Source organism: Rhizobacter sp. Root1221, from assembly GCF_001425785.1.
GTDB lineage: Bacteria > Pseudomonadota > Gammaproteobacteria > Burkholderiales > Burkholderiaceae_C > Rhizobacter.
In genome coordinates this window covers 42215-64087 of sequence record NZ_LMDI01000045.1, presented here as the reverse complement: position 1 = coordinate 64087, position 21873 = coordinate 42215, and the positions used below count along the sequence as shown (strand labels likewise).

Annotated in this window: 32 protein-coding genes; 27 read left to right on the top strand and 5 right to left on the bottom strand. The window is 65.3% G+C overall.

Features of this window, described 5'->3' with window-relative positions:
• Window positions 1–26: 26 nt before the first annotated feature.
• The 5 genes from ASC87_RS32150 to ASC87_RS31090 form a co-directional block, all read right to left on the bottom strand.
• Entirely contained in the window at window positions 27–191 is a 165-nt protein-coding gene (locus tag ASC87_RS32150) for a hypothetical protein (protein WP_157604322.1), read from the bottom strand.
• Complete coding sequence (locus ASC87_RS24485) at window positions 188–475, bottom strand: hypothetical protein (RefSeq protein WP_056668957.1); 288 nt, start codon at window positions 473–475, stop codon at window positions 188–190. Before ASC87_RS24485 ends, ASC87_RS32150 begins: the two co-directional genes overlap by 4 nt.
• Window positions 472–783 (bottom strand): hypothetical protein, encoded by a 312-nt coding sequence (locus ASC87_RS32145; RefSeq protein WP_157604320.1) that lies wholly within the window; start codon window positions 781–783, stop codon window positions 472–474. The genes ASC87_RS24485 and ASC87_RS32145 overlap by 4 nt, the downstream gene beginning before the upstream one ends.
• A 128-nt stretch (window positions 784–911) precedes the next feature.
• Complete coding sequence (locus ASC87_RS24475; RefSeq protein WP_056668951.1) at window positions 912–1103, bottom strand: hypothetical protein; 192 nt, start codon at window positions 1101–1103, stop codon at window positions 912–914.
• Between the two features lie 45 nt (window positions 1104–1148).
• On the bottom strand, window positions 1149–1649 hold the full coding sequence (locus ASC87_RS31090; RefSeq protein ID WP_235582275.1) for a helix-turn-helix domain-containing protein: 501 nt from the start codon (window positions 1647–1649) through the stop codon (window positions 1149–1151).
• Here ASC87_RS31090 and ASC87_RS33895 point away from each other — a divergent pair.
• The 27 genes from ASC87_RS33895 (at window position 1648) to ASC87_RS24350 (ending at window position 21872) form a co-directional block, all read left to right on the top strand.
• Entirely contained in the window at window positions 1648–1905 is a 258-nt protein-coding gene (locus tag ASC87_RS33895; RefSeq protein ID WP_082568911.1) for a YdaS family helix-turn-helix protein, read from the top strand. The two genes, ASC87_RS31090 and ASC87_RS33895, sit on opposite strands and share 2 nt — an antisense overlap.
• Window positions 1906–1997: 92 nt before the next feature.
• A complete protein-coding gene (locus ASC87_RS24470) occupies window positions 1998–2480 on the top strand; it encodes a phage regulatory CII family protein (RefSeq protein ID WP_157604318.1) in 483 nt (160 codons plus the stop codon).
• Window positions 2470–2826 (top strand): hypothetical protein, encoded by a 357-nt coding sequence (locus ASC87_RS24465; protein ID WP_056668945.1) that lies wholly within the window; start codon window positions 2470–2472, stop codon window positions 2824–2826. Before ASC87_RS24470 ends, ASC87_RS24465 begins: the two co-directional genes overlap by 11 nt.
• Window positions 2823–3035 carry a hypothetical protein gene (locus tag ASC87_RS32140; RefSeq protein ID WP_157604316.1) on the top strand — a complete coding sequence of 71 codons (213 nt, stop codon included), beginning with the start codon at window positions 2823–2825 and terminating at the stop codon, window positions 3033–3035. The genes ASC87_RS24465 and ASC87_RS32140 overlap by 4 nt, the downstream gene beginning before the upstream one ends.
• Complete coding sequence (locus tag ASC87_RS24460; protein WP_056668942.1) at window positions 3035–3367, top strand: hypothetical protein; 333 nt, start codon at window positions 3035–3037, stop codon at window positions 3365–3367. Before ASC87_RS32140 ends, ASC87_RS24460 begins: the two co-directional genes overlap by 1 nt.
• A 256-nt stretch (window positions 3368–3623) precedes the next feature.
• Window positions 3624–6089 carry a VapE domain-containing protein gene (locus tag ASC87_RS24455; protein WP_235582274.1) on the top strand — a complete coding sequence of 822 codons (2466 nt, stop codon included), beginning with the start codon at window positions 3624–3626 and terminating at the stop codon, window positions 6087–6089.
• A 272-nt stretch (window positions 6090–6361) separates the two neighbouring features.
• Entirely contained in the window at window positions 6362–6670 is a 309-nt protein-coding gene (locus ASC87_RS24450) for a hypothetical protein (RefSeq protein ID WP_056668936.1), read from the top strand.
• Window positions 6657–7067, top strand: coding sequence for a hypothetical protein (locus ASC87_RS24445; RefSeq protein WP_056668933.1), 411 nt, complete (start codon window positions 6657–6659; stop codon window positions 7065–7067). Before ASC87_RS24450 ends, ASC87_RS24445 begins: the two co-directional genes overlap by 14 nt.
• A 177-nt stretch (window positions 7068–7244) precedes the next feature.
• Window positions 7245–7661: an HNH endonuclease gene (locus ASC87_RS24440; RefSeq protein ID WP_056668930.1), complete on the top strand. Its 417-nt coding sequence runs from the start codon at window positions 7245–7247 to the stop codon at window positions 7659–7661.
• Between the two features lie 111 nt (window positions 7662–7772).
• On the top strand, window positions 7773–8282 hold the full coding sequence (locus tag ASC87_RS24435) for a phage terminase small subunit P27 family (protein ID WP_200954510.1): 510 nt from the start codon (window positions 7773–7775) through the stop codon (window positions 8280–8282).
• A gap of 43 nt (window positions 8283–8325) precedes the next feature.
• Window positions 8326–10023: a terminase large subunit gene (locus tag ASC87_RS24430; protein WP_235582273.1), complete on the top strand. Its 1698-nt coding sequence runs from the start codon at window positions 8326–8328 to the stop codon at window positions 10021–10023.
• The gene (locus ASC87_RS24425; RefSeq protein WP_056668924.1) at window positions 10020–11312 is read left to right on the top strand and encodes a phage portal protein; all 1293 of its coding nucleotides are present in this window, start codon (window positions 10020–10022) and stop codon (window positions 11310–11312) included. The genes ASC87_RS24430 and ASC87_RS24425 overlap by 4 nt, the downstream gene beginning before the upstream one ends.
• The gene (locus ASC87_RS24420) at window positions 11287–12003 is read left to right on the top strand and encodes a head maturation protease, ClpP-related (protein WP_082568908.1); all 717 of its coding nucleotides are present in this window, start codon (window positions 11287–11289) and stop codon (window positions 12001–12003) included. The genes ASC87_RS24425 and ASC87_RS24420 overlap by 26 nt, the downstream gene beginning before the upstream one ends.
• A 61-nt stretch (window positions 12004–12064) precedes the next feature.
• Window positions 12065–13264 carry a phage major capsid protein gene (locus tag ASC87_RS24415; protein ID WP_056668921.1) on the top strand — a complete coding sequence of 400 codons (1200 nt, stop codon included), beginning with the start codon at window positions 12065–12067 and terminating at the stop codon, window positions 13262–13264.
• Between the two features lie 52 nt (window positions 13265–13316).
• Window positions 13317–13742, top strand: coding sequence for a hypothetical protein (locus ASC87_RS32135; RefSeq protein WP_157604315.1), 426 nt, complete (start codon window positions 13317–13319; stop codon window positions 13740–13742).
• Entirely contained in the window at window positions 13739–14338 is a 600-nt protein-coding gene (locus ASC87_RS24405) for a head-tail connector protein (RefSeq protein ID WP_056668915.1), read from the top strand. The genes ASC87_RS32135 and ASC87_RS24405 overlap by 4 nt, the downstream gene beginning before the upstream one ends.
• The gene (locus ASC87_RS24400) at window positions 14338–14676 is read left to right on the top strand and encodes a head-tail adaptor protein (RefSeq protein WP_056668912.1); all 339 of its coding nucleotides are present in this window, start codon (window positions 14338–14340) and stop codon (window positions 14674–14676) included. The genes ASC87_RS24405 and ASC87_RS24400 overlap by 1 nt, the downstream gene beginning before the upstream one ends.
• Window positions 14677–14728: 52 nt before the next feature.
• Entirely contained in the window at window positions 14729–14911 is a 183-nt protein-coding gene (locus ASC87_RS24395; RefSeq protein WP_056668910.1) for a hypothetical protein, read from the top strand.
• On the top strand, window positions 14908–15483 hold the full coding sequence (locus tag ASC87_RS24390) for a hypothetical protein (RefSeq protein ID WP_157604313.1): 576 nt from the start codon (window positions 14908–14910) through the stop codon (window positions 15481–15483). The genes ASC87_RS24395 and ASC87_RS24390 overlap by 4 nt, the downstream gene beginning before the upstream one ends.
• A 47-nt stretch (window positions 15484–15530) precedes the next feature.
• A complete protein-coding gene (locus ASC87_RS24385; RefSeq protein ID WP_056668904.1) occupies window positions 15531–17114 on the top strand; it encodes a hypothetical protein in 1584 nt (527 codons plus the stop codon).
• Window positions 17115–17117: 3 nt separating this feature from the next.
• Window positions 17118–17447 carry a hypothetical protein gene (locus ASC87_RS24380; protein ID WP_056668900.1) on the top strand — a complete coding sequence of 110 codons (330 nt, stop codon included), beginning with the start codon at window positions 17118–17120 and terminating at the stop codon, window positions 17445–17447.
• A 2-nt stretch (window positions 17448–17449) separates the two neighbouring features.
• Window positions 17450–17908, top strand: a complete 459-nt coding sequence (locus ASC87_RS24375) for an HK97-gp10 family putative phage morphogenesis protein (protein WP_056668897.1) — start codon at window positions 17450–17452, stop codon at window positions 17906–17908.
• A complete protein-coding gene (locus ASC87_RS24370) occupies window positions 17905–18294 on the top strand; it encodes a DUF3168 domain-containing protein (protein ID WP_056668894.1) in 390 nt (129 codons plus the stop codon). The genes ASC87_RS24375 and ASC87_RS24370 overlap by 4 nt, the downstream gene beginning before the upstream one ends.
• Window positions 18295–18361: 67 nt before the next feature.
• A complete protein-coding gene (locus tag ASC87_RS24365; protein WP_056668891.1) occupies window positions 18362–19024 on the top strand; it encodes a ubiquitin-activating E1 FCCH domain-containing protein in 663 nt (220 codons plus the stop codon).
• Window positions 19021–19374 carry a hypothetical protein gene (locus tag ASC87_RS24360; RefSeq protein WP_157604311.1) on the top strand — a complete coding sequence of 118 codons (354 nt, stop codon included), beginning with the start codon at window positions 19021–19023 and terminating at the stop codon, window positions 19372–19374. The genes ASC87_RS24365 and ASC87_RS24360 overlap by 4 nt, the downstream gene beginning before the upstream one ends.
• Window positions 19375–19445: 71 nt before the next feature.
• Window positions 19446–19730 carry a hypothetical protein gene (locus tag ASC87_RS24355; RefSeq protein WP_056668885.1) on the top strand — a complete coding sequence of 95 codons (285 nt, stop codon included), beginning with the start codon at window positions 19446–19448 and terminating at the stop codon, window positions 19728–19730.
• Window positions 19731–21872 carry a hypothetical protein gene (locus tag ASC87_RS24350; protein WP_056668882.1) on the top strand — a complete coding sequence of 714 codons (2142 nt, stop codon included), beginning with the start codon at window positions 19731–19733 and terminating at the stop codon, window positions 21870–21872.
• Window position 21873: the final 1 nt, after the last annotated feature.

The window sequence follows — 21873 nt, the reverse complement described above, 5'->3', positions numbered from 1 at the left end:
CACGCCCGCGGGGCGAAGAGGGCGGGTCAGGGGGAGGGGTGGGCGCAAACGCTGCAGGTGCGCAGATTTCCGCCGAAGGTGTCGATGGCTACCACCACCGCATCGCAGCTACACGTCGCGATCACGTGCAACGTGCCGCGGGCGCCGTTGCGCAGGGTGTACTTGGCCAAGAAGAGGCGGGCGGGCTTCATGTGCGGCTCCGCGCTGTATAGCCTTCGCCGGCGCGCTGGAACGCGGCCTCATCGTCGGCCGTCACGGCGTCGAGTTCAGTGGCCGCGCAGTTCAGCGCAGCTGCCAACGCGCGCGCCTCGCTCGCCGTCGGGTATGCGCACAGCGAACCGTTGTCGGTGGTGATGGAGACCGCGAGTCGGCCGGGGAGGGGCGACGACGCGCTGTCAGGGGCCCGATGGACGGTGACGACGATGTCAATGCGACCGGGAAGTCGTGGATCGGTGAGCCGGATGTCGATGTTCATTGCGACACCACCACCAGGCTGCCGAAGTCATCGATGACGGCGTCGAGATAGATGCTGGTGCCGCAGATTTCCTGGCGAATGCGCCACGCATCGGCGCGGCTCCAGGAGGTGGCCTCGCGCATGCGATACCAGAACGCGGACCCCAACTCGCCGAGAGCGGAGGTGGGGCCGAAGTAGATCTGGTCGGACTCCACTCCAGTGCCCGATTGATGGCCCGCGATGCGCGAGCCGACGATGGGGGGGAGGCGGCGCCGAGGGGTCTGGCGTGGCTTGGAGAGTGCCGGGGGCCGGCTGGCGATGGTTTGCATTTGCGCTCCCGAGGACCGGAATTGGTCAACGGAGCGAATTCTACAAACGTAGAACTTGTGATGTCAACAAGTGTAGAAGGCTGGCGCAAAAAAATGCGGGCGCCTTCTGTCGCACCCGCAGTCGCCGCCTACTTGCTTGCCCGGTGTGCGGCCAGCAGTTCCGTCAGCAGATGGTTGGTCATCTGTTGTTCTTCGAGTTGTTTAAGCACTCGACCGTTCATCTTGATCATGATGAACGGTAGAACGATCCATGTCACAAGGAGCACCACTCCAAGTACGAAGAGCAACAAACCGATCGTTCCGCCAATGCTGTTTCCCATCACTTTCTCCGTGGTTGAAATGCGAGAACGTTGAGCCCCGTACGGCTAACGTCGACTAGTACGCCTCCGCGCCAATGGCTCCTGACGAACTGAAAGCAGGCCGCGGACGAAGGCCACCACCTCGCGGCGATCCTGTTCGTGCAACACCTTATAGAACTCTTCGGGAGTCACACCAGGAAGTGGCCAACTGCTCGGATGGGCGGTGTCGTTCGCGCGGATTGGAATTGGCGCTCCGGCAACTGGCTTGGTAGCTTGGTCTGTCCAGTCCCGTGAACTGTCGAGCAACTGTTCAAGGGATAACCCCAGGGCTCGTGCAATTGCGGGGGCGTACTTGGATCGCTGGCTTCCGCGAACTTCCAGAGCGCTAATGGTGCCGACGTCAACGTCGGACCTCTCAGAGAGTTCCTCAAGCGTGAGTTGAAGCTTGTCGCGGTAGTACCGGATCTGTTTCCCCAGGGTCATCTGAGGGAAGTTAAACACTTGTTGAATCGGGCGCAAATACACTTGTTGAGCTTGTAGTTCTACACATGTAGAATCTTTCGACATGGATGCAATCGGAAAAGCAATCGAGCTGATCGGGCCCTCGAAGGCTGCGACTCTTTTTGGGGTCTCCGTCCAGGCCGTGTGCTTCTGGCGAGATGGGCGGCGCCGGTTCCCCCCCGAGCACTGCGCAGTCCTGGAGCGTGAGTGCGGGTTCCAGTTCCGACGTTGGGACATGCGGCCCGCCGACTGGCATCGAGTTTGGCCAGAACTCGTTGCTGCGCCGGGTGCTCCTCCGGTTCCGCAGCCCGATGCCGCTTGACTCCAGGCAGTGCGCGGCTGGCAGAGGCGTGCCAGTTTCGCAGCGAATCGACACCAGTTCCATCACAACGACGAGCGAGGTTTGCTATGGGCATGAGCGTTCTTGACGCGCTGTACAACACGGTGCACGACTTCGACGGCGGCGCGGAGGCGTTGGCGCCGCGCATCGGCAAGCGGGGCACCTCGCTTTGCCACGAGGTGCGTCCGCCAGCAGGCAGCAACGCAAAGGCCGGCCTGGTCGATGCGCTGAAGATCATGGAGATCTCGCGCGACTTCCGCACGCTCCACGCGATGAACGCGCAGCTGGGGTTCATGGCGCTGCAGTTGCCCCAGCTGGATGTGGCTCACGAGGACACGATGGGCCACCTCGCACACGTGGCGAAGGAGTTCAGCGACGTGCTGCAGGTGGTTGCCGTGGGCGCAGCCGATCGGGTCATCACCGACACCGAACTGTCGGACCTTCACCGCCAGTGGGGCGAGCTGATGGCTGCCGGCCAGGCTCTGCTTTCCAATTTCGCTGCGAAGAACGCCGAGGGCAAGCGCGTCCATCCGATGGAGGTGCGCCATGCAGCCTGACGACGTGGCCAAACCGGTGCCATTCCGGGGCCTTGCCATCAACACAGTGGTGTGGGCGGCTTCCCTCTGGGGCGCCATCGAATGGAAGGTCAACGGTATCGATGGAGCGGGCAACGTGCTGCTGGCCTGGCTCTGGTTCTTCGGCGTCTTCGGGCTCCTGAGTGCCCGGGTGGACCCGAAGGACCGGTTTAGCAAGGCGAGGGCGTGGGCGCGTCTGCCTGCGCGTGCTGCTGCCCTTGCCGTCGCGGCCGTCCTCGTGTGGTTCGGTGCGTTCGGGTGTGTTGCGCTGATCGCAGCTGGCTTCGTCGGCACGGCCATCCATCGCAGCCGGCCGGAGAAGCCATGAACGACACGACTGGGAACTCCGCAGCGTTGGATCTGACGTGCACCGACAAGGACGGCTTGATCAGTGCACGCGCTCGCTGGCCCTTCAGCGCCGGGGCCGATCTGGTTGTCGTCCGTCTGCGTCAGCCGTTCGAGCGTCAATCTCGGCCTGTCGTTCTCGACGCCACTCGTATGGGACACGCGCCCCTTGCTCAACAGGTGCGGACCTGATGCGCCCGCGCGGTGAGATCCGCGATGCACTCGCGCAGGCGTTCATTCGCCTGCTGAGCGACCGTGGCCTGCTGGTCGAGGGCGTTGCCGTCGACGGTGTTTCAGTGCGGGAGTCCGCAGCCGCCGCACAGGTCGGATTCGACGCCGCCCGGCGCACGGTCGAGAACATGGTGCGCGCGGGCCAGCTCGTGCGCATCAGCTCGGTGAAGCGCGCAGGCTCGCAACACTGGGAGGGTCTCTACGCGCCGGCTGAATTCGTGCCCGGGCATGCATGCGGCGTTGCCGCGCTGGCGAATGCCCTGCAGTCCATCGCGGCCCCAGTGGCCGCTTGATCGCACAACAACGAAAAGAACATGCCTTCACGACCGATGCGGCGCCAAGTCGCAGGTGTGACCCCGTGCGGACGAGGGGCAGCCCATGGCTGAACGTCCAATTGACTTCGCGGAGTTGGCCGACGCCTTGTTGCGTCGAGCCGAGCAGTTGGTGGCCGAATGGCTGCCGGGCGGGGCGGTCAAGGGCCACGAGTACGTGTGCGCGGACCTCTCGGGCGGGGCAGGGGGCAGCTGCAGCATCAACCTGAACACCGGCATGTGGGCCGACTTCAGCGGGGACGATTCCGGCCGCGACCTGATCAGCCTGTACGCCGCGATCCAGAACCTCAGCCAGATCCAAGCTGCTCGCCGCCTGGTTGAACTGATGGGATGGAGCCGCCACCAAGTGGCATCGCAGACGTCTGCACGCCAGGCGCCACCGGCTGCTCAGCACGAGCGGCGACCAGAACCGCCCGCGGCGGCAGACGAGTCGCCCAAGCAGGACGGCAAGAGGAAAAGCGTCTGGCGGGCCGTGACGCCTGTGCCGGCCAATGCACCGCCGGCCGACTTCAAGCACTGGCACTACACGGATGTCGCCGGGTCCTGGGAGTACAAGTTCGAGGGGCAGCTGTACGGCCATGTCGTCCGCTTCACCACGAGCGACGGCGGCAAGGAGATCCTGCCGCATACCTGGTGCGTCGACGAGAGCGACGGGCGCGGGACGATGCGGTGGCACTGGAAGCAGTGGGACGAGCCTCGGCCGCTGTACGTGCCAGCCACGCTCCTGAGCGGCGATCCTCGCAACACGCCCGTCGTCCTGGTCGAGGGCGAGAAGTGTGCATTGGCAGGCCACCAGTTGCTGGGCCACGAGTTCGACTTCGTGAGTTGGCCCGGCGGAGCCAACGCATGGGGCAAGGCGGCTTGGCGTTGGCTCATGGGCCGAACCGTCTACCTGTGGCCCGACTGCGACGCCAAGCGGGTCAAGCTTACGAAGGACGAACGCGAGGCTGGCCTGGCGCCAGAGTCGAAGCCGCTGCTGGACGAAGCCGTGCAACCGGGCATGAAGGCCATGGTGAAGATCGGTTCGGTGCTTGTCGCCAACGAGGGCTGCACGGTGCTGATGTGCCCGGTGCCGAAGCCAGGGAACGTCGAGGACGGCTGGGATCTGGCCGATGCGATCGCCGGTGGCTGGGGTGCAGAAGAGGTGCGCGCGTTCATCCGGGGCGCGCGTGAGTTCGTTCCGCCGGACGATGCTGCCCGCGCGAAGGCCGCCGGCCGATCTACCCCTTCTTTGGCTGGCGCAGCAACAGGCGAGGGCGCGGCCGCTGCTGACGACGGCCCCGATCTCCGTTGGCGCTCGCGGCTGCTCACCACGCAAAAGGGCGCGACGCTGGCGGTGCGCGACAACCTGGTGCTGGCTCTCGATGGCATCCCGACCGACGGGATCCCTGGCATCGACGAAGTCCAGGGCGTGATCGCCTTCAACGAGTTCACGAACAACGTGATCAAGCTCAAGGCGCCGCCCTGGGGTGGACGCGCTGGCGCCTGGGAGGAAGAGGACGAGCTCGAGATGGGCAACTGGCTCACCCGAGAACACTGGCTCCCCAGCATGCCGCGCGGCACCCTGGAGGAGGCCGTGCTCATGGTCTCGAAGCGGCACCGGTATCACCCGGTGCGCGAGCGCCTGGAAGGCCTGCGTGGTACCTGGGACGGTGAGAAGCGCCTGGCTGGCTGGTTGCGTCGAGCATGCATGGGCGAGGACGAGATCGACGCGCCCACACAGCAGTACCTGGCCCGCGTGGGGACTTGGCTGTTGATGGCCATGTGCGCTCGCGTGCTGCCCGAGAAGAAAGACGGCAGCCGGGTCATCTGCGGACCGGGAACGAAGTTCGACTACATGGTGATCTTCGAGGGCGCCCAGGGCGCTCGGAAGAGCACGCTGGCCTCCGTGCTCGGCTGGGAGTACTCCGCGGACACCGGCCTGGTGCTGGGCGACAAGGACAGCTACCAGAACCTGCAGGGCATCTGGATGTACGAGTGGGGCGAGCTGGACTCCCTGAGCAAGGCAGACGTCACCCGGGTGAAGCAGTTCGTGTCGAGCCAGAAAGACCGCTTCCGCGCGAGCTTCGACAGGCGACCGAAGGATTACCCGCGCCAGGTCGTGTTCATCGGTACGACCAACGAGGACCACTACCTCACCGACCCGACCGGCAACCGGCGCTTCTGGCCTGTGGCCGTGACGCGTGAGATCGACATCGCCTGGGTGCTGGAGAACCTGGACCAGATGTTTGCCGAGGCGCTGACCTACGTCGACGCCGGCGAGCGGTTCCACCCGACGGCGGACGAGCAGCGCAAGCTCTTCGACCCTCAGCAGCTTTCCCGCACCGTGGAGAACGCGATCGAGTCGGAGATCACCCGATTCCTCTATGACGAGACGCAGCACGTGGCCCATGGTTCTCCCAACGGCGCGCTGCTCGACGAGATCTCGATGACCGAGCTGCTCAAGCGCATCGGCTACACGACGGACAAGCAGACGTCGGTGGTGATGCGTCAGGCGGGATCGGCCATGCGCCGCCTTGGCTGGCCCGTGCAGCGTTCAAGCAAACCGGGGCGGCCACGGGTGTACGTCCGTCCCCGCTCGCTCCCACCGCAGCTGCAGCCGATGGCCGGCGGCAGCCAATCCTTCAACAGCCCGACGCAGGGCAATTCAACAGTAGGGGCCCTCAGTGACTGCCCGTTCTGACCAGCGAGCGCGTGGCGACGCGGAAAAGGTCGAACCAGTCCAGGCCGACCGCATGTAGTCGCACGCGACCAGGCGCCCCTGGATCACCTGTCCACGTTGTCCACGTGCTCGCATCGATTCTTCAGCCCGGCACTGTTCCGGAAACTGAGGCCGAGGGCGGAGCCATGTCCAGCGGTCCAGGTGTCCAGGTCAAAGCGCCAGCGGGCGGGGATGCACCCGCTCGCACTCGCACGCGTGAGGGCTCGGATGTACTCATTCCTCTACGAAAGGACATGGACAAGATGGACAAGAAAGAAGGTGGAGCGAAACGGCGATACGACTGGCTGCCAGTCGAGATGCCTGTGGTGGCCCGCCTGGTGCGGGAGAAGCGTGCCCAACACGGAGACGCCCATGTCAATGAGTGCTGGCGCCGCGGTGTCCTTCAGCTTGAGCCGGGATGGTTCTTCGCACGGGAGGGACCGTTGTGCGTGGGCACGCCGTGGGACACGCCGGCGATGGCGAACTTTGCGGCCTTGAGCGTGACGTCTACCCAGGCGCTGCTTGTGATGCGAGATCCGGGAGGCAACGATGGCGCGCATTGAGTGGATCGAGCAGCGTCTGCAGAACTGGGTGAGATGGAAGCTGATGAGCGGGCGTGGTGTGCTGGGGTACGCCAGCGTGAACCTCGCGGCTGCTGACATGCCGCGCGAACCGTACGCCGACGTGCCGATCCCCACTTCAGACATCGACGCCAGCGAACTGGACGACGGCATCGAGCGATTGCCCTCCGAGTTGAAGGCAACCGTCCACGAGGTGTACCTGGGCACGAACACCCTGAGGGAGAAGATGCGGCGCCTGTGCATCGCCGAGGCCACGATGCACGCCCGCATCGGTCGGGCCCATCGCCTGCTGGCCGATCACATCACGGCACGACAAGACAGGCGGAAGATCGAGCGCGAGCGCGTGGAGGGCCTTGTGACGGGACGCCGGCCAATTTGAGGGGGGTTTTACGGACGAGAGTAAACCGCTACATTTCAGGCACGCTGGGGAGTAGCCCCGGTAGGTAAGACATACGCAACGCCCGGCCGCCTCATCAGCGCGCCGGGCGTTTGCATTTGCAGGCGTCTGAACATGCCCAAGGCAGCAAAGCGGCCGTGCACGTGGCCCGGATGTGGCGTGCTGGTCCAGGGTGGAAGCCGATGCGAACTCCATCCGCTGGTGCAGTGGGCCAAGCGTCATGGTCGCGATGGCAACACCACGCAACGCGGGTACGGCCATGCCTGGAGGAAGTTGCGCAAGCTGGTGCTGGAGCGTGACGGCTACCTGTGTCAGGTGGCCAAGGCCGAGGGTCGGCTGGAGCCCGCGACCGAGGTAGATCACAAGATCAACAAGGCGCTCTGGCTGCAGCTGCACGGCACGCTCGATGGGGTCGATGACCCGAGCAACCTCCAGGCGATCAATGCGGTTCGGCATGCCCTGAAGACCAGGGCCGAGGCCCAAGTTGGTGCCACGGGTGCCGCCGTGCTGGTCCGGCGCGCGGTCGCGGCCGAGGCCGGGGGGGAGGGGGAAAGTCCAGGGCCCCTCAACAGGTGACCGACGCGCCAGGCAGATTTTTGCGCGCGCAGGTTTTGGGGGGTGGGGGGTCAAACTCAGGAGGTTGAGGTGGGTGCACGTGGGCCAGCGGCCAAGCCGCCAGAACTGAAGTTGCTGGAGGGCAACCGCGGCGGGCGCGCGATCGACCTGACCTCGATGTTCCGTCCCGAGGTGGGTGCGCCGCCGATGCCTCGCGATCTGAGCAGAGAGGGCAAGAAGGCGTGGAAGCGCCTGGTGCCGGAACTGCTGCACTACAACCTGCTGTCGAAGGTTGACGCTGACGCGCTCGAAACCCTCTGCGAAATCATCGGCCTGCTGAAGGTGCTGCGCCGCTCAATCAACGCGAAGCAGGAGCTGCTGCTGAGCGAGAACAAGGACCCGGCCGCCGCCATCGAGGTCAGCACGCCGAACGGCATGCGGATCCAGTCGCCCACGTACCAGGCGCTTAACCGCGAGACCGAGAAGCTGCGCAGCTGGCTGGCCGAGTTCGGGCTGACGCCCGCGCAACGCGCCCGCGTGAGCACAGCCATTCGGTCGCAGCTTCCTCTGTTCGATGTGAACAAGGGCGGCGAGGCAGCGAAGCCAGACCCGGCGGGCGCCCGCAGCTTCGCGGATTTCTGACGTGGCGACTTACCTCCACCGCGCTCGGGCCTACGCCGAGCGGGTGACCCTCGGGCACGAGGCGGCGGGTCGACTGGAGAGGCTTGCCTGTCAGCGCTTCCTCGACGACTACGAACTGCGCCAGGGTCACGACGATTTCCCCTATCGCTTCGACGAGGCGATCGGGGCCAGGGCGTGCCGCTTCGTCGACCTGATGCCGCACATCAAAGGCGAGTGGGCGAGGCCGGTCTATGAGGACGGGCAGCTCGCGTACGCCACGCTCAACATGGAAGACTGGCAAGTGTTCAAGACGATCAACCTGTTCGGCTGGGTGCATGCCACCACCGGCTTGCGCCGATTTCGCCGCGCCTACGAAGAGGTCGCGCGAAAGAACGCCAAGTCCACATGGGCCGCTGCCGTGCTGCTCTTGCTGCTCGCCGCCGATGGTGAACCAGGCGCGCAGGTGTACAGCGCGGCGACCACCGGCGACCAGGCACGCGAGGTGTTCGACGTCGCGCGCAACATGGCCGACCGCAAGCCCGACTTCAAACACAGGTTCGGCGTGGATGTCGGCCGCCACGACATCACTGTCGCCAGCACGGCAAGCGGTGCGAAGCCGCTCAACGCCGAGGGAACCACGCTTGACGGGCTGAACATCCACGGGGCCGTCGTCGATGAGCTGCACGCCCACAAGACCAGGGCCCTGTTCGACGTGCTGGACAGCGCGACGGGGGCTCGAAGCCAGCCGTTGATCATCATGATCACGACGGCCGGCAGTGACCGCAGTGGCATCTGCTACGAGCAGCGCGACTACACGATCAAGGTCCTCGAGCGCACGATCATCGACGAGACCTGGTTCGGCATGATCTTCACGATCGACGAGGGCGATCTCTGGCACGACCCGGCGGTGTGGCGCAAGAGCAATCCGAACCTCGGCGTGAGCGTCAAGGTCGATGACCTGCAGGCCGCGTGCCGCAAGGCGCTTGCGACGCCAAGCGCACAGGGAAACTTTCTGACGAAGCGCCTCAACGTCTGGGTGAACGCCGACAGCGCCTGGATGGACATGATCGCGTGGGATCGCTGCGCGAACCCCGGCCTGACTGTCGACCAGGTGCGCCACCTCCCTTGCGTTTCCGGGCTGGATCTGGCGAGCAAGGTTGACGTGGCCGCGAAGGTCAACTTGTTCATCGATGAGGCGGCGGACAAGTACTACCTGATCCCGACGTTCTGGCTCCCGGAGCGGGCGGTGGAGCAAGGGCGCAACAGTCAATACGACGGGTGGCGCCGTGCGGGCCACATCAACGTGACCGACGGCGACGTGACCGACTTCGACCAGATCGAGCAGGCCGTCCGCGACGACCTGGCGGACCTGGATCTGCGTGAGGCCGCGGCCGACCCCTGGCAGGCCTCCCAGCTCATCAGCCACCTGATCGACGACGGCGCCCCGATGGTGGAGTACCGCCAGACGGTGCAGACCATGAGCGAACCGATGAAAGAACTCGAGGCACTCGTGCTTCAAGGCAAGTTGGAACACAACGGAAACCCCGCGATGACCTGGATGATCAGCAACGTGGTGTGCCATCGGGACGCGAAGGACAACATCTATCCGCGCAAGGAGCGGGATGAAAACAAGATCGACGGCCCGGTGGCGGCGATCATCGCCCTCGGTCGGGCCATGGCGACCCGCGAAGCGTCCTTCACCACTGGGTTCGTGGACGTGAGCGCGGCGCCTGTGCAGACGTCTGCAGGGGTGCCGGCATGACCGGCGCCCTGGCGCTGCGCCAGACCGGCACGCTTGCGACGTGGCTGGCCGGTCGCGACGGCTCCCTGGCGCGAGCTGGGGTGGAGCAGGTGGCCAATGCCACCTACAGCGCCGACGTCATGGAAGCCTTCGGCGTGACGCCAGGCGCCGCCGGCATGGTGGTCAGCCCGGCGTCGGCGATGCGGGTGGCCGCCGTTTTTGCGTGCGTTCAGCGCATCGCCGGCGGCATCTCCACGCTGCCCATCCATGCGTACACGACGGACGGCGACACGAAGTCGCTAGCGCCCCGCGACGCACTCTGGTACCTGCTGAACGAGCAGCCGAGTGAGCAGTACACCGCGGCCAGCCACTGGGAGGGCGTCAGCGTTGCGCAGTTGCTGCGCGGCGACGGCTACACGTGGATCCGGCGTGGCGTGAACAACACCATCAGGGAGCTGCTTCCTCTGCCGTGGGGCGGGGTCAGCCCAGTGCAACAGCCAGACGGGGCCGTCCGGTACTACGTCAACTTGGCCCAGTACGGAATCACCACCTGGCTCGAACCTGCAGAGGTGCTGCATTTCCCTGGCTTCGGGTTCGACGGCGTGAGTTCGATGTCGGTGATCAAGCACGCTGCACGCAACGCCACGGGGAACGCCCTGGCGATGGACGAGTACAGCGGACGGTTTTTCTCGAACGGCGCGCATCCGTCCATGGTGCTGTCGACCGACAAGGGCATGAAGCCCGAACACATCGTCGCGCTGCAGACCGCGTTCGCCACGAAGTACGCGGGCGTGCAGAACGCCCACCGCATTCCGCTGGTACTCACCGAAGGCATGACGGCCAAGGAGATCAGCTTGAGCGCCGAGGACGCGCAGCTGCTCGAGGCGCGCAAGTTCCAGGTCATCGACATCGCCCGGGCGTTCGGGGTTCCGCCTCACATGATCGGCGAGACCAGCGCGTCCACGAGCTGGGGCAGTGGGATCGAGGCTATGAGCCGCGCGTTCGTCACCTACACGCTGCAGCCGCACCTGGTCCGCATCGAGCAAGAGCTGAACCGGAAGCTGTTTCCGAAGAACAGCGGGCGCTTCGTGCGCTTCGACCGTGAAGCGCTGATCGAGGGCGACAGCAAGGCGCAAGCGGAATACAACCGCGCGGCCCTCGGCGGCCCTGGCACCGGGCCAGGCTGGATGACACAGAACGAAGTCCGCAAGGCGAAGGGACTGGCCCCGCTTCCGGGCACCGCGGGCGAACTCTTCGACCCGCGCAAAACCACAGGGAAAAGCAATGAAGATCCTGCAGCTGCTGCGTGACAACGCGTCCCGCGAGAAGCGGCCAACGAACCTGGTGCGCAACGGCGCGGAGGCGTCGCTATACATCTACGACGTGATCGACCCATGGTGGGGAGTCAGCGCCACTGCGGTGGTGGAGGCGCTGGCCCAGGTCGCGGATGCCGAGTTGCTCAACGTGTACATCAACAGCCCGGGCGGAGACGTCTTCGAGGGCCGCGCGATCATGGCTGCGCTGCGCCGGTTCTCCGGCCGCACCGTTGCGCACATCGACAGCCTCTGCGCCAGTGCAGCGACGAGCATCGCCCTGGCGTGCAACGAAGTCGAGATGGCCGACGGCGCGTTCTTCATGATCCACAACGCCAGCGGTCTCGTGTGGGGAGACAAGACCGACATGCGTGAGACGGCCGACCTCCTCGAGAAGGTCGAGGGTTCGATCGTGGACGACTACACGAAGAAGACCGGCAAGGATGCCGCCGACGTGATCGCGTGGATGGATGCCGAGACCTGGTTCAACGCGGCCGAGGCGCTCGAGCACGGCTTCGTCGACCGGGTGACCACGGCGACCACCACTAGCAACAACTGGAACCTCTCCGCATTCGCGAAGGCACCGAAGGCCCTCGCACAACCGATCAAGCCGCCCGCGCTCCCGGCGCCGGGCAAGTCGATGGGCCCGGCCAACGCCAACCGCCTGCGCCTGCTGCAAGTTGTTTAGCGCTCTCGCGCGTGACAAACCGAAGGGGGCCGGTCGCCCTCGACATCACGAAAGGTCAGAGATGACGATCCAACAACTGCGCGAGAAGATCCAGAACCTCGCCACTCAAGCCCAAGCCATGCTCGCCGAGAAGGGCGAACAGGTGTGGAGCAAGGAAGACCAAGCCAAGTTCGACGGCTTTGCCGACGAGATCGAGCGGGCCCAGAGCCAGATCCGTGCGCAGGAGCGCATGCGCGAGCTGGAGGCCGACAGCTTCTTCAACGTCAATCCGAAGAAGAAGGACGACACGGCCGAGATCACGGTGAAGGATGCCGTGGCCATCTACCTGCGGCATGGCGCCAACGTGACCGCGGAGCAGGCCGTGGCCATCCGCAACGCCATGTCGACCACGACCCCGGCCGAGGGCGGGTACACCGTCCCCTCGGAGATCGCGGCCATGGTCGTGGACGCACTCAAGGCCTTCGGCGGCATGCGAGACGTTGCGCAGGTGATCTCCACCGACTCCGGAAGCCCGCTGAACTGGCCCACCTCAGATGGCACCGCGGAAGTCGGCGAGATCGTGGCCGAGAACGCTGCTGCGACGGGGCAGGACATGACCTTCGGCACGGCGGCGGTCAATCCGTTCAAGTACAGCTCGAAGAAGATCGCACTTCCGGTCGAGCTGATCCAGGACAGCGCGATCGACATCATCGCGTTCGTGCTGAACCGCCTGGCAACTCGTCTCGGCCGGATCACCAACCTGCACTACACGACGGGCACCGGCACGGCACAGCCGTTCGGCGTGGTCACCCGCGCGACCGTGGGTAAGACCGGGACGACTGGCCAGACCCTGTCGGTCATCTATGACGACGTGATCGACTTGATCCACTCGGTCAACAGTGCCTACCGCAGGAATGCCCGTTTCATGCTGGCGGACTCCAGCCTGAAGGTCCTGCGCAAGATCAAGGACACGAACGGCCGTCCGATCTGGAATCCGAGTGACGCCGAGGGCATCACCAGCGGCCTGGCGGGTTCGCTTGCCGGGTACGGCTACACGGTGAACGACGACGTCGCAGCCATGGCCGCCAATGCCCGGTCGATCGCGTTCGGCGACTTCCAACAGTACGTCATCCGTGATGTGTCGAACAGCTACTCGCTGCGCCGGTTCGACGACTCGGCTTTCGCGCTCAACGGCCAGGTGGGATTCTGCGGCTGGATGCGCACGGGCGGCAACCTGCTCGACACGGCCGCGGTGAAGGTGTACGTCAATTCGGCCACCTGATCCCTTCATTGACAACCTGGGCGGCCAGCGGCCGCCCCCATCGGAGTACTCCATGACGAAGAGACAAAACACCGAGCAGACGTCTGCACTGAGTCCCGCACCGGCATCCCTGGTCGACGCCACCCCGCTTGCCGTTGTCGAAGTTGGCGCCGCCTCCGAAGGCGCTCCCGCCGCGCCAGGGACCGAGATCAAGGTTGTCGCCGAGCAGACGTCTGCACCGAGTCCCGCACCGGCATCCGTGGTCGATGCCACCCCGCTTGCCGTTGTCGACGTTGGTGCCGCCTCCGAAGGCGCTCCCGCCGCGCCAGTGACCGAGATCCAGGTTGTGAAGGTCGAGGCGTTCGTGCTCTGCGATTGCCTCTTCGGGCAGGCATCCCAACTGGTGGAACTGAGCGAAGCCGACGCCAAGGCCGGCGCCGCCACTGGCGTGCTGGACCTGCATCCCGACGCCGTCGCGGCGGCGAAGGCCAAGCTGTGAACCTGCGCATCGTCACCTCGCCGACGTTCGAGCCGGTGTCGATGCTCGAGGTGTTTCAGCACTGCCGGATCGACGGAGATCCCGAGGACCCGCCGGAGTTCGAGGCGGGCATCCTCCCCGTGTACATCCAGGCGGCGCGCGAGCACGCCGAAGCGCACACGGGCCTCGTGCTCACGGACGCTGTGTATCAGCTGCGGGTCGACGCGTTCTGCGATCCATTGCCGCTGCCGGTCTCTCCGGTTGGCTCCATCGCCTCCCTGCGGTACATCGATGCCGATGGCGTCGAGCAGCTGCTGGACGATGCGGCCTACTGGCTGGACGATGACCCTGGCGCGCCAAGTGTTCGACCCGTCTACGGCTCGTCTTGGCCGGATGCGCGTGACGACGTAGGCGCCATCAGGATCAACTTCCAGGCGCCGTACGTCGCTTCCGACAGCACCGCCGCCGTGCCGGCAAGCATCAAGCAGGCGATGCTGCTCATGATCGGCCACTGGTACGAGAACCGAGAGCAAGTGGTTCTCGGGACCATTGCGACACAAGTTCCGATGGGTGCGTCCATGCTGCTCGACTTCTGCCGCTGGTCCCCGAGGATCTGATGCGCGCCGGATCTCTCAAACAGCGGGCGGTGTTCGAGGCGCCGACCCAGATCTCCGATGCCACCGGTGGGGTTGCGATCGGCTGGGTTCGAAGGGCCGAGGTCTTTGCCTCAATCGAGCCCATCGGTGGCCGTGAAGCGATCTTCGGAAATCAACCGCTCGGCGAGATGGACACCCGCATTCGGGTGCGCTGGTCGCCAGCGCTGTCGGCCGTGTCCTCGTCGTGGCGCATTCGTCACGGAACCAGCATCTACAGCATCGTGCGCCCCCCAGCGGAGATCCGTCTCGGTCGGCGCGAGATTGAGCTGATGTGCAGCAGCGGCGTCAACGCCGGCTGAAGCAAGCACCTTGTATTACCCGCCCGACAGGGCACTTCTCGGAAGGACGATCATGGTGATCAAGACAGGCGCACGGGTGCGGCAAGTCGTGCCGCAGCTCGAAGGCGAAGTGGTGGAGCGGCGCTTCAACGAGGGCTCCGAACAGATGGAGTACCTCGTCGTATTCGTCACCAGCGACGGCACGCCGGGCGAACGGTGGTTCCTGCAGTCCGAAGTCGAAGAGGTGGCAGCATGAAGGGGGCAGCGAAGGCTACGGCTGTGGCGCGGGCCTTGGGTGCGATGGGGTTCCGCAACGGCTTCTCCGAGGTTGCACGGGCCGCAGGCCGGTTCACTGCTGTCCTGCGCGACAAGGACGGCAACGAGATCTCGCGCCGCGAGTTTCCCAACCTGGTGACGACCCAGGGCAAGAACGACGCACTCGACAAGTACCTGTCGGGCTCCGCGTACACGGCAGCGTTCTACGTTGGGCTGATCAGCTCGGCCAGCTACGGCGCCGGCCCCGTTGCGGGGGACACCGCTGCATCACACGCTGGATGGTTGGAGGCCGGTGCAACGAACGCGCCCACCTACAGCGGCGCCCGCAAGACCGCCGCCTGGTCGGCCGCCGCCTCTGGTAGCAAGTCGTTGTCGGCCGGTGCGGTGTTCACCTTCACCGGGTCCGGCACCGTGAAGGGCTGCTTCCTGACCACTGCCTCGGCCGTGGATGCAACGAGCGGGATCCTCTACAGCGCAGGTCTGTTCACCGGGGGCGACCAACCGGTGGTCAGTACCAACACGCTGACGGTCACGTACACCGCGAGTCTGTGATCCGTACAGCCCCGCCCGTCCGGGTGGGGCGCCACTGAGGCGCGCGCATGGCAATCCTGTTCGTCCAGAAGAATTCGACGCCCTGGCGCACCCTCAACAGCACCGGTGCGCAGGCCGTCAACGCGCTGCCGAGCGCAGTCACTGCTGGAAACTGCCTCACGCTGCAGGTGGGCAACTACCCGGCCGGCATCGACACGATCACCGACAGTCAGGGCAACACTTGGTTGCAGGGCCGCGTGAACGGAGACGGCGACAACAATTTCATTGAGATCTGGTATGCGCTGAACGTCGCGGCCGGAACCACCACGGTGACGGTGGATGCGCTGCCTGGCGGCGACAACGACTACTTCTCAGGTGTTCTGCAGGAGTTCAGCGGGGTGGTGCTCACGAGCGCGCTGCGCGACTCTGGGGCCTCGAGCATCAGCAGCGTTTCCAGCGACGGCACCAGCACGCAAGTGGGTGACCTTGTTCTGGTGGGGATGGTTGCCGACGCAGGCGCAAACCCGCTGAACTTTGCCAACCCGACAGGATTCACCCTGGATGATGTGGAGCAGGACAGCACCACAACGACGGGTTACCTTGCCTCGCACATGGTGGCGACGGCGGCCGGCAGCCAAGCGACCAGCAGCATGAACCCGAGCGGCTATGACGTTGAGGCCGTCATGGTAGTTCTCGCAGCCGCCGGGTCCGATGGGAGCTTCATCGCTGCACAGACTGACGCGGGCGCCGCAACAGAGGCGCAGGGGGGCGCGGCAGCCCTCGAGCAAGCAGTCGCGGAGGCCGGCGCGGCGGACACTGCGCAGGCTTCGAGTGCTGCGGGTGCTGCTGCGCTGATCGAAGCGACCGGATCGAGCGAGTCGCAGGCCTTCACGCTTGGCCTGCTTGCCGGCGTGAGCGAAGCCGGTGTGGCCGGAGACACCCAGTCGATCGCTCTGGTGGCCAGTGTCGCCATGGCGGAATCAACCGCGGCGAGCGAAAGTGCCGCCGCGACTGGGGACTACGTGGCAAGTCTGGTGGATGCCGCCTCTGGCTCCGACGCCGGCAGTGCGGGGCTTTCGGCATCCGGGGAGCGGAGCGAACCCGCCGCGGCGAGTGAGGTCAGCAACGGGTTGGCCGCAGGTGCGTTCGAGGTGGCGACCACCGAAGTGGCTGCGCCTGTTGAGTCGGTGGCCGGTGCGGGCAGTGCTGTGCCGTTCATTGCCGAGGCCGTCGCGGCGAACGACAGCCAGGCGCACACGCTGGCGGCCGGCGCTGGGGTCACGGAGGCAGCGGCCGCGGTCGAGACAGCAGGGGCAGTCGTGGCGGCGCCAGGACAGTTCGCCGGTTCGATCATTGAGGAATCGAATGGCACGGACGCTTCAACAGCAACGGGCCAGACCGCGGCCGCCGTGATCGAGGTTTCGGCTTCGACGTCACAAAGCGGGGCAGCACTCGGCGTGTTTGCGTCGCTGATCACTGCGGCGCAAGCGGCGGATCTCGCCGTGGGGCACTTCAGCGAGACCGGTCCCGGCGAATCCGAAGCGTGGCGCTTCGTGGTGCCGGGGCAGGGAATGAGGTTTGTGGTGGGCGCGGAGGGCATGCGCTTTGTCGTCGCCGCGTCTGGCGGCACCTACGTAGTACTTCCGGGATAAACAATGGCAACGACCGGCTCAGCGTGGGATCTTTCGAACAAGTTCAAGCCAGTGGCACGCTTCGACCTTGACGCGGTGCGAGACATCCCTTTCGACTGGACGTCTTGGCTGGCCGACATCGAGTCCGCGTACGCCTCACACGCGGTGATCGCTGCTGACGGCCTGGAAGTGGTTCAGACGAGCGTCGCGGCCGGTGTGGTCATCGCCCGTGTTCGGGTCGCACCGGATGCGACCATCAAGCTGAACAGCCAGCTGCGTGTCACCTGCCGGATCACCGCGGCAGACGGTCAGGTGGAGGACCAATCGGTCTTCCTCAAGATGGTGGAGAAGTAGGCATGGCCCGCTCGATCGTCGTCAAGGGCCTCCGCGAACTGGGGCTGAAGTTCAAACAGCTCGACGAAAAGGTGCAAAAGAACGTTGCGCGGTCCGCCACGTCAGCCGGTGCCACGGTGTTCAAGAAGGAGATCGCCAGACGCGCTCCTGTTGCGGACGAGCCGTACAGGATCGAAGACGTGATGGTCGAACCGCGCAACCTCGAACGCAACGTCGTGGTGAAGCGTTTGAAGCCATCGCAGACGTCTGCAACGTCGGAGCACCTGGTGGTCATGCGAGGCAAACGCAAGTACGGATACGCCTCTCGGGTGGCTGTGCTGCAGGAGTTCGGTACCGTCACCGCGCCGGCACAGCCGTTCTTCCGGCCCGGTGCAGATGCCGCGGCTCAGCCGGCGGCCGCGGCGGTGTCCAAGCGATTCGGGGATCGGATCAAAAAGGCCATCAAGGATCTGGAAACGTGAACCGCCAAGACATGCTGGCCGCCGTCGTTGCGGCACTGACCCCGCTTGTGGGTGGTCGCGTCTACGCCAGGCTGTTCCCCCAGCCAATCAACGCTGCCGCTCCCACTTGGCCAGCCATCCGCATCACCGTCATCGACGCGGTGCCGTCGGAATCCATCTGCGGTGATGGCGGGGAGGACACGGCGGACTACCGCCTGCAGCTGGACGTGGTCACAGATGCTGCGAAGGGAGGGATCGAGTTGTCGCAACTGCGCTCCCAGGTGCTGACCGCGATGCGCGCCCTCGGGCCGGAGTTCATCTGGGCGGCCGAGAACGAGTTCGACGAGGCCGCGACCAAGACCGCTCGGGTCTCCCTCGACTACGTCGTCTACCTCTCCAGCGTCTGAGCGAACCAATTCTCCATCGGGGCCGCCAAGTGCGGCCCTTTTTTTATCCAAACGAAAGGCGATCAACATGCCCTCCGCAAAGCGCTACAAGTTCCCGGGCTCGCAGTTCCGGGTGCAGATCGGATTCCTGGCCACGAAGGCGATCACCGCCGTCACCAACGATGACCCGGCCAACGTCACCAGTGCGGCACACGGCCTCGAGGACGGGACTCCCGTCAAGGTCGCCGGCGTCGTCGGCATGACCGAGCTGAACGGCAACCTGTACGTCGTGCAGGAGGGGGCCACCGCGAACGACCTGGACCTGATCGGCGTGGACTCGACCGACTACACGGCGTACATCTCGGGCGGCACCCTCGCGCCTGCCGACATGTCCCCGTTCTGCGAGCTGCAGAACTTCAACCAGCAGGACGGTGCTGCGGACGAATACGAAGCCACGACGATCTGTTCGAAGGCCAAGGAGTTCGAGATTGGGTTGTCGGATCCGGGCACCATGCAGCTCGACTACCTGGCGGCGTTGAACTCTCCGATTCAGGTGGCAATGCGGGCGGCCAAGCGATCGGGTGAAATCCTGGCCTTCGATCTGCTGTTCCCAAAGGACGGCGGGCGCGTCGTTGCCCTGGGATCGGTGCAGTCGCAGAACCTGACCGGCGGAAACGGCGGCCTGTGGCAAGGCTCCGCCACCATCCGCCTCACCGGCGAGATCTACGTTTTCGAAAGCGGTGTGGCGTGAGCGCGCTCGATCGCATGAGCCTTCGGGCCGCCGTCGCCGCGGCGACGAATCCGCCGCCGGTCAAGGTCGAGATTCCTGGGCTGGGTGAGGTTTTCGTTGCCGTACAGACCATCTACACGGCGAGTCAAAACCGCAAGCGACTCGATGCCTTGCGCAAGGACGACGGCTTGGATGTGGGGCGTTCGCTGTCGATGGTCCTGTGCGACGAGGCGGGGGCGATGCTGTTCGACATCGATTCGGAGGCGGACGCGCACACGCTCTCCAGCCTCACGCCCGATGTGGTTCGACGGATCTACGAAGCCGCGAACAAGGCCAACGGCCCGAAGGCGGGCGACGAGGGAAACGCCTAGACCCGCGGCAAGAGTTCCTCTTCGACCTGGCCGAGCAGCTCGGCATGACGGTGGAGGAGTTGTCACGGGTCATGACCGAGGGCGAGATGCAGGCGTGGGTGGCAAGGCGCAAGCCGCTGGCGTTCCGCCGCATCGAGAAGCTGTTGGCGCAGATCACGGCGTTCATCGCCTGGTCGACCGGAAACAAGGATTTCGAGTTCGACCAGGCTGACCTGTTCAGTCTCAAGCGCCTGTGGCCCGAAGACGAGGGGAAGGGCGGGGCGGAGGTGGCCGCCGCTGTCTTCAGCGCCGCCGGCGGAGGGCTGAAGGTGCACCGCGTCAGACCGCGGCATGAACGTCAAAAAGGAGTGAAGTAGATGGCAACCGGCAAGATCGCGAACCTGAGCGTCGGGGTGTCGCTCGATGCGGCGGAGTTCTCGAACGGGCTCACGAAGGCCGAGCTGGAGGCTCGGCGTTTCGAGCAGCAGATGACCACGCGTGCTGTGGCAATTGGAACCGCTGTGGGTGTCGGCCTGGCCGGTGCCGCCCTCGAGCTGGCACAGGCGCTGCCGAACATGTTCAGCGCGGCGATCGATGGCCTCGACGCGTTCAACGATCTGCGCGACGCGACCGGCTCCAGTGTCGAGAACATCAGCGCCCTTGACGACATCTCGCGGCGCGCTGGCGGAACGTTCGAGACCGTTGAAACCTCGCTGGTGAAACTCAACAAGGCACTGCAGGACGCTGGAAAGAACGACGCGGCGGGGATCGCCATCCGCGAGATCGGACTGGACGTCGAGGCGCTGAAGAAGCTCGACCCGGCCGAGGCCCTGGTGCAGATCGCTGTGGCGCTCAACGGCTTCGAGACGGACGCCAACAAGGCAGCCGTGGTCAGCGCGCTGTTCGGCAAGTCGATGAAGGAGCTTGCTCCGTTCTTGCAGGACGTGGCCGACAAGGGCGAGTTGGTGGCCACGGCTACGTCCGACCAGGCAGCCGAGGCAGAGAAGTACAACAAGCAGTTGGCCAACCTCCAAGCGAACGCCACCAACTTTGCCCGGGCGCTGACCTCAGAAGTGATCCCGGCGCTCAACCAAGCGTTCGAGTACTTCCGCGGCGACATCGAAGCCGGCAGCTTCGGAGGCGATGCCGCTCAAGCGCGGGCGCGCGCTTTGTCCGCGTCCCTGTCGAAGGTCACTGATGAACTGATCAAGCTGCGCGAGGTGGACAGTCCCACCTCCGAACAGCAATCCCGCATTGCTCGCCTCTCGAAGGACGTCGAGGTGCTCTCGCGCAATGCGGCGAAGGCGAGCGACGAGGTCAAAGGCATCTACGGCACCGGCCCAGCTGTGGCCGCGCCGCAGGAGAAGCTTCCGGACCTTGCCGGTCAGGTCGAGGCGGCGAAGAAGCGCGAAGAGGCCGAGAAGAAGGCGGCTGCAGAAGCGGCGCGAGCATCCGCTGCGGGGACCGCTGCCGCAGCACGCGCCCATCAGGAGGCCGAGACCTACATCGACAACCTGCGAAAGAGGATCGAGAAGACCGAGCATCTGTCCGAGGTGGAACGTGTTGCCGCGGACATCGCAGCTGGCCGCCGATTCGACGATGCAGCCCAAGCAGGCGCGGCGTTCGCGGCCGCTGCACGGCTCGATGCGGACAAGGCAGCTGCGGCCCAGAAGAAGTCGGAGCTGGAGACGACGAAGGCGCTGGCCTCCGTCCAAAAGCAGCTCGCGGATGAAGTCGCTTCGATGTACAGCGAGACGCGGACACCTCAGGAAGAGTACATCGCGCGCATCGAACGGCTCGACGAACTGTTCGCTGCCGGGCGCATCTCGCTCGACTTGTACGGTCGGGCAGGGCAGCAGGCTGTCGACCGGATGAACGGTGCTGCGGAGAAGGGTTCGGAGGCGTTCAAGCAGGCGACTGAAGCCGCGAAAGAGGCCGAGCGCAGCATTCAGCAGACGCTCGGTGCCGAACTGAGCGAGATGCTGGGTGGAAACTTCGACGACATCGGCAAACGGTGGGTCAGCCTGCTCCAGAACATGGTCGCTCAGGCATTGGCCGCCGACCTGATCGGTTCTCTCACAGGCAAGGGGGGCGGCAACACCGACGCGCTGGTGAACGGCTTCGCGAAGCTGATCGGCGGGGCCTTCGGAGGTGGATACAACTCGGGCGACACGTACCAGAACGGCAGCTACAGCGAGGGCACGCAATTCCTGCCCGAGCTGGCTACGGGAACCAACTTCGTGCCGCACGACGGCTTTGTGGCGTCCCTGCACAAGGGCGAGGCGGTTGTGCCAGCGAAGTACAACCCGGCCAATGGCGGCGGAGGGGGGGGCAGCGTCACGGTCGAGAACCACGGCCAGGATGTCCAGACACGCAAGGGTTCAGACGGCAACCTCCGGGTCATCGTGCGCGGCATGATGCGCGAGGAGATGACGTCCGACCTTGCGGCCGGTGGCCCCATCTCTCAGGCGCAGCGCCGGACGTTTGGGCTCAGCCGTCAACTCGAGCGGAGGGGCTGAG